At 71.8% G+C, this 5,059-nt stretch carries 4 protein-coding genes, 1 tRNA gene and 1 pseudogene; 5 read left to right on the top strand and 1 reads right to left on the bottom strand.

Annotated elements, in window-relative coordinates; genetic code table 11:
- The 3 genes from H5J33_RS23110 to H5J33_RS23100 all read left to right on the top strand — a co-directional run.
- The coding region (locus H5J33_RS23110; RefSeq protein WP_220212657.1) for a Tat pathway signal sequence domain protein at window positions 1–2,530 on the top strand (2,530 nt) is incomplete at its 5' end.
- 135 nt (window positions 2,531–2,665) lie between these two features.
- Window positions 2,666–3,112, top strand: a complete 447-nt coding sequence (locus H5J33_RS23105) for an SRPBCC family protein (RefSeq protein WP_181796820.1) — start codon at window positions 2,666–2,668, stop codon at window positions 3,110–3,112.
- Window positions 3,113–3,151: 39 nt separating this feature from the next.
- A tRNA-Val gene (locus H5J33_RS23100) sits at window positions 3,152–3,223 on the top strand.
- A gap of 73 nt (window positions 3,224–3,296) precedes the next feature.
- On the opposite strand, the gene H5J33_RS23095 is transcribed toward H5J33_RS23100, so the two are convergent.
- Window positions 3,297–4,022 carry a 3'-5' exonuclease gene (locus H5J33_RS23095; RefSeq protein WP_181796819.1) on the bottom strand — a complete coding sequence of 242 codons (726 nt, stop codon included), beginning with the start codon at window positions 4,020–4,022 and terminating at the stop codon, window positions 3,297–3,299.
- A gap of 162 nt (window positions 4,023–4,184) precedes the next feature.
- Here H5J33_RS23095 and H5J33_RS23090 point away from each other — a divergent pair, with 162 nt between their 5' ends.
- Entirely contained in the window at window positions 4,185–4,751 is a 567-nt protein-coding gene (locus H5J33_RS23090) for a DUF4365 domain-containing protein (protein ID WP_181796818.1), read from the top strand.
- Window positions 4,748–5,059, top strand: a pseudogene (locus tag H5J33_RS23085) (hypothetical protein); the annotation flags it as partial. The gene H5J33_RS23090 and the pseudogene H5J33_RS23085, both read left to right, overlap by 4 nt.

The raw sequence follows: 5,059 nt of genomic DNA, 5'->3' as shown, positions 1-5,059 counted from the left end.
GGACCAGTCCTTCGCGGTCACCGACGCCGACGGCGGGCACGTCCCCGTGCAGACCTGGCCGCTCGCCTACTGGCCCGACGGCTCCCTGAAATGGACCGCCCACGCCGTCGCCACCGGCACCGGCACCGGCACCGGCAAGCTCACCCTCACCACGGGCACCCCCGCCGAGCCCGCGAAAAAGGTCACCGTCGACAGCGGCGGCGGCACCGTCGACGTCTCCACCGGCGTCATCACCGCGAAGATCGGCAAGAACGGCTCCACGCTCGTCAAGTCCGTCACCCGCGGCTCCACCGAGATCGCCCGCAACGGCCGGCTCGTCCTCCTGCGCCAGCCCGAGATCGAGGAAGAGGACCAGGGCACGGTCCGGACCGAACGCTTCGACGGCGCCATCGCCTCCGTCACCGTCGAACAGGACGGACCCGTCCGGGCCGTCGTCCGCGTCGACGGCAAGCACCGCAAGGGCGACCGGGAGTGGCTGCCGTTCTCCCTCCGCCTGTACTTCTACGCCGGCTCCGAGTCCTTCCGCATGGTGCACACCATCACCTACGACGGGAAGCAGGAGCCCGGCAAGGCGAGCGGCGACTTCATCCGCGGTCTCGGCGTCCGCTTCACCGTGCCGATGCGCGACGCGGCCTACGACCGGCACATCCGCATCGGCGGCGAGGGCACCGGGCTGCTGCGCGAGGCCGTCCAGGGCATCACCGGACTGCGCCGCGACCCCGGCGCCGCCGTCCAGGCCGCCCAGTACGAGGGCAGGAGGCTCCCCGACCCCGCCACCTGGGACCAGCGCGTCACCACCCGCCTGCGGTACATCCCGCACTGGGGCGACTACACCCTCGCCCAGCTCTCCGCCGACGGCTTCACCGTCCGCAAGCGCACAAAGAAAGGCCACGGCTGGATCACCGCCGGCGGCGGCCGGCGCGCCTCCGGCTTCGGCTACGTCGGCGGCGCGAGCGGCGGCCTCTCCTTCGGCCTGCGCGACTTCTGGGAGAAGTTCCCCGCCCAGCTCGACGTCCGCGACGCCCACACCGACGAGGCCACCGTCACCCTCTGGCTCTGGTCACCCGAGGCCCAGCCCATGGACCTGCGCTTCTACCACGACGGCATGGGCCAGGACACCTACGCCGAACAGCTCGAAGGCCTCAACATCACCTACGAGGACTACGAGCCCGGCTTCGGCACCCCCTACGGCATCGCCCGTACCTCCGAACTCCTCTTCTGGGCCAACGACTCCACCCCCACCGCCGACACCCTCGCCCGGCAGGCCGAAGCCGTACGCGTCCTGCCCCAGCTCGCCGCCCCGCCCGGGCAGCTCATCAAGGCCAAGGTCTTCGGCCCCGGCCTGTACTCCGAGCCCGACCGCTCCACCCCGGCCAAGGCGAAGATCGAGGACCACCTCGACTTCCTCTTCACCTACTACAAGGACCAGGTGGAGATGCGCCGCTGGTACGGCTTCTGGAACTACGGCGACATCATGCACACCTACGACTCCGCCCGGCACGTATGGCGCTACGACATCGGCGGCTACGCCTGGGACAACTCCGAGCTCTCACCCGACCTGTGGCTCTGGTACGCCTACCTCAGAAGCGGCCGCGCCGACATCTTCCGCTTCGCCGAGGCCATGACCCGGCACACCGGCGAGGTCGACGTCTACCACCTCGGCACATGGGCCGGCCTCGGCACCCGGCACGGAGTGCAGCACTTCGCCGACAGCGCCAAACAGCAGCGCATCGCCAACACCACCTACCGGCGCTTCTACTACTTCCTCACCGCCGACGAACGCGTCGGCGACCTCATGCACGCCAACGTCGACTCCGACGAGACCTTCCTCGTCCTCGACCCCCAGCGCAAGGTCCGCACCGACCCCTACACCCCCGACCGGCACGCCCTGTCCATCGGCTTCGGCACCGACTGGAGCGGCCTGGTGTCGGCCTGGCTCACCGAGTGGGAACGCAAGGGCCCCAAGTGGGAGAAGGCCAGGGCACGCGTGCTGTCCACGATGGCGGGCATCGCCGCCCAGCCCAACGGCTTCGTCCAGGGCAGCGGGCTGTACGACCTCGACACCGGCGAGTTCGCCGTCGCCGACAAGCCGGCCGTCTCCGTCTCCCACCTCTCGGCCGTGTTCGGACTCAACGAACTGTGCGCCGAACTCGTCCACCTCGTCGACATGCCGGAGTTCAAGGCGGCCTACCTGGACTACTGCCGCTACTTCAACGCCACCAAGGCCGAACAGACCGCCCGCTACGGCACCAACTTCGGCAGCCTGCTGCTGTTCCAGGGCCACTCGCGCCTCGACGCCTACGCCGCCGTACAGACCGGTGACGCGGCCCTCGCCAAGCGCGCCTGGGCCAAGTTCTACAACTCCGACGGCTACACCGAGTCCTCGCCCTGGAGGACCGAGCGGCTGACCGGACCGGCCGCCCTGGTGGAGGGCGCCGAGGCGGCCTGGGTGTCCACCAACGAGACCGCCCTCTACGGCCTCGCCGCCATCGAGAACCTCGCCCTGCTCGGCGACCGGATGCCGGCCTAGCCGGCGGGCGACCGGGGCTGGGGGAGCGCCGCAGCACGGGCGGCGGCGCTCGCCCTTCGAGTGTGACCGGGCCCACGGCAGGGCACATGAGTACGCGTACTCAGATCCACGCGCCCACCCCGGCACACTCGCCCCATGGACCCCTGCCACTACCGCTTCCGCAGCACCTGGCCCCTGCCCGCCCCGCCGGCCGCCGTCTACGCGGTGCTGGAGCGGGCCGACGACTACCCCCGGTGGTGGCCCCAGGTGCGGTCGGCGACCCGCCTGTCCGAGCACACCGGCCTGGTCGTCATCCGGTCCGCGCTGCCCCTCGCCCTCACCGCCACCGTGCGGCAGACCCGCCGCGACCCGGCCGCCGGCGTCCTGGAGGCCGCCCTCTCCGGAGACCTCGAGGGCTGGGCCCGCTGGACGATCAGCGCCGACGGCCCCGGCACCCTCGCCCGCTACGAACAGGACGTCTTCGTGGTCCGGCCCCTGCTCAGGCGGCTCGCCATGCCCGGACGGCCCCTGTTCCGCCTCAACCACCGCCTGATGATGCGGGCCGGACGGCGCGGACTGCTGCGCCGTCTGGAGGCGGTTTGAACGAAGGGCGCCCGGACCTGTATTGTTCAGTGCGTTCCCGGGCGATTAGCTCAGCGGGAGAGCGCTTCGTTCACACCGAAGAGGTCACTGGTTCGATCCCAGTATCGCCCACCGGGAAAGGCCGGTCCGCCACAGCGGACCGGCCTTCTTCATGCCGCCCGCCGCCTTCCCGCGGGCTCCCGGGTCACGCCGCCGCCGGCAGCTCCGGCCGCAGCGGCCACTCCGGGCACACCGTCTCCTCCGAGCCACTGCGCGCGAACCACGCCTGCAACCCGCGCGCCTGCGCCGCGTGCCACTCCACCTGCAGCGCGTGCAGCTCGGCCGGGGACAGCCGCTCCAGCCGCGTCGCGAAACGCCGCCCCAGCGCCCGTACGACATCCAGCGCGGCCAGCGCGTCCGCCGCCGCGTCGTGCGCGCCCTGCAACGTCACGCCGTAGTGCTCGCACAGATCGCCCAGCGTGCGGCGGCCCTTGCGGTACCGGTCCAGCTGCCGGTCCAGCACCCGCGGATCCAGCACCTTCAGCGGCACCGAGTCGAACCAGCGCGCCAGCGACGACGCCCGGTGCCGGCGCAACTCCCGGTCCAGCAGCGTCAGATCGAACGGCGCGTTCATCACCACCAGCGGGCGGCCCAGCGTCGCGTGCTCCGCCAGCTGCTCCGCTATCTCGTACATCACCGGCGCCGGCCAGCGCCCGTTGTGCTGGAGGTGCTCCTCCGTCAGCCCGTGCACCGCCGTCGCCTCCGCCGGCACCGGCACCCCCGGATTCACCAGCCAGCGCGACACCCGGGGCCGGGTCCCCGGCGCGTCCTGGACGACGACGGCGGCCGACACGATCCGGTCGGTCTCGACGTCCACGCCCGTCGTCTCCGTGTCGAAGGCGGCCAGCGGCCCCTCGTACCAGGTCGTCATCCCAACTCCTCGCTCACCCACGGCAGCCGACGCCCCGTCTTCTGCCGTTTGGTGATACCCGGACCGTTTGCGCCGTACGCCGCCAGGAGACAACAGGAGTACGGGTCCGCGCAGTTCAGCGACCCGAAGCGGCAAACCTCCGGTCATGGAAGGCACTTGGGCATGGCCATAGCGCAGCCCGAACGGGGCGGGCTGCCGCCCACCCGGCCGGGCACCCTTCGCGGCACCCTCGCCACCACCGCCTGCATGGAGACACTCCAGGTCGGCTATCTGCACGCCGTCGCCGCCGCGGCCGGCTGCTCACTGTCCCAGCCCTTCCCCGACAACGGCATCGACTGGCACCTCAGCCACAGCGCACCCGGACACACCGTGGACGACGAGGTCACCATCAAGGTCCAGCTGAAGGCCACCTACCAGATCGCGCCCCACCCCCCGGGCCGCTCCTTCTCCTTCACGCTCGACAACGACCACCTGCGCAAACTCGCCCGCAGCCCCGTCTCGGTGCACAAGATCCTGGTCGTCATGCTGGTGCCGCGCTCCCAGGACGACTGGCTGCGCGCCGGCCACGACCGCCTCGACCTCAGGCACTGCTGCTACTGGGTCAACCTCGCCGGCCACCCCGTCACCGGCCGGCACCGCACCACCGTGCGCGTACCGACCTCACGCATCTTCGACGACCGGGCCCTGTGCGAGATCATGACGCGGGTCGGGACCGGAGGCAGACCATGACGAACCGCCCCCACGACACACCGGTACGGCCGCTCCCCACGCCCTGGCACCGGCCCCCCGACCCCGCCGACGTCGACCCCGCCGTGCTCGGCACCCTGCTGCACCGGCACGGCTGGCAACGGCGCGGCGGAGCACCCGGACGCTACGGGCGCTGGACCCCGCCCGCCCCCGGCGACGCCCCGAGAAGCCTGCTCGTCCCCATGAGCCGCGCCTTCCCCGACAGCGACGACCTGCTCACCGAGGCCCTCGACGCCCTCGCCCGCGCCGGCACCCCCCACGCCCGCGAGATCCTGATCGCCCTGGCCGTG

This window comes from Streptomyces sp. WELS2 (genome assembly GCF_013870595.1).
In the GTDB taxonomy this organism is placed as follows: Bacteria; Actinomycetota; Actinomycetes; order Streptomycetales; family Streptomycetaceae; genus Streptomyces.
This window is presented reverse-complemented; position numbering and strand designations above follow the sequence as displayed.

Coding starts and splice junctions, on each gene's coding strand:
- H5J33_RS23105 (WP_181796820.1), top strand. CDS start 2,666: ATGGACCCCTGCCACTACCGCTTCCGCAGCACCTGGCCCCTGCCCGCC.
- H5J33_RS23090 (WP_181796818.1), top strand. CDS start 4,185: ATGGCCATAGCGCAGCCCGAACGGGGCGGGCTGCCGCCCACCCGGCCG.
- H5J33_RS23095 (WP_181796819.1), bottom strand. CDS start 4,022: ATGACGACCTGGTACGAGGGGCCGCTGGCCGCCTTCGACACGGAGACG.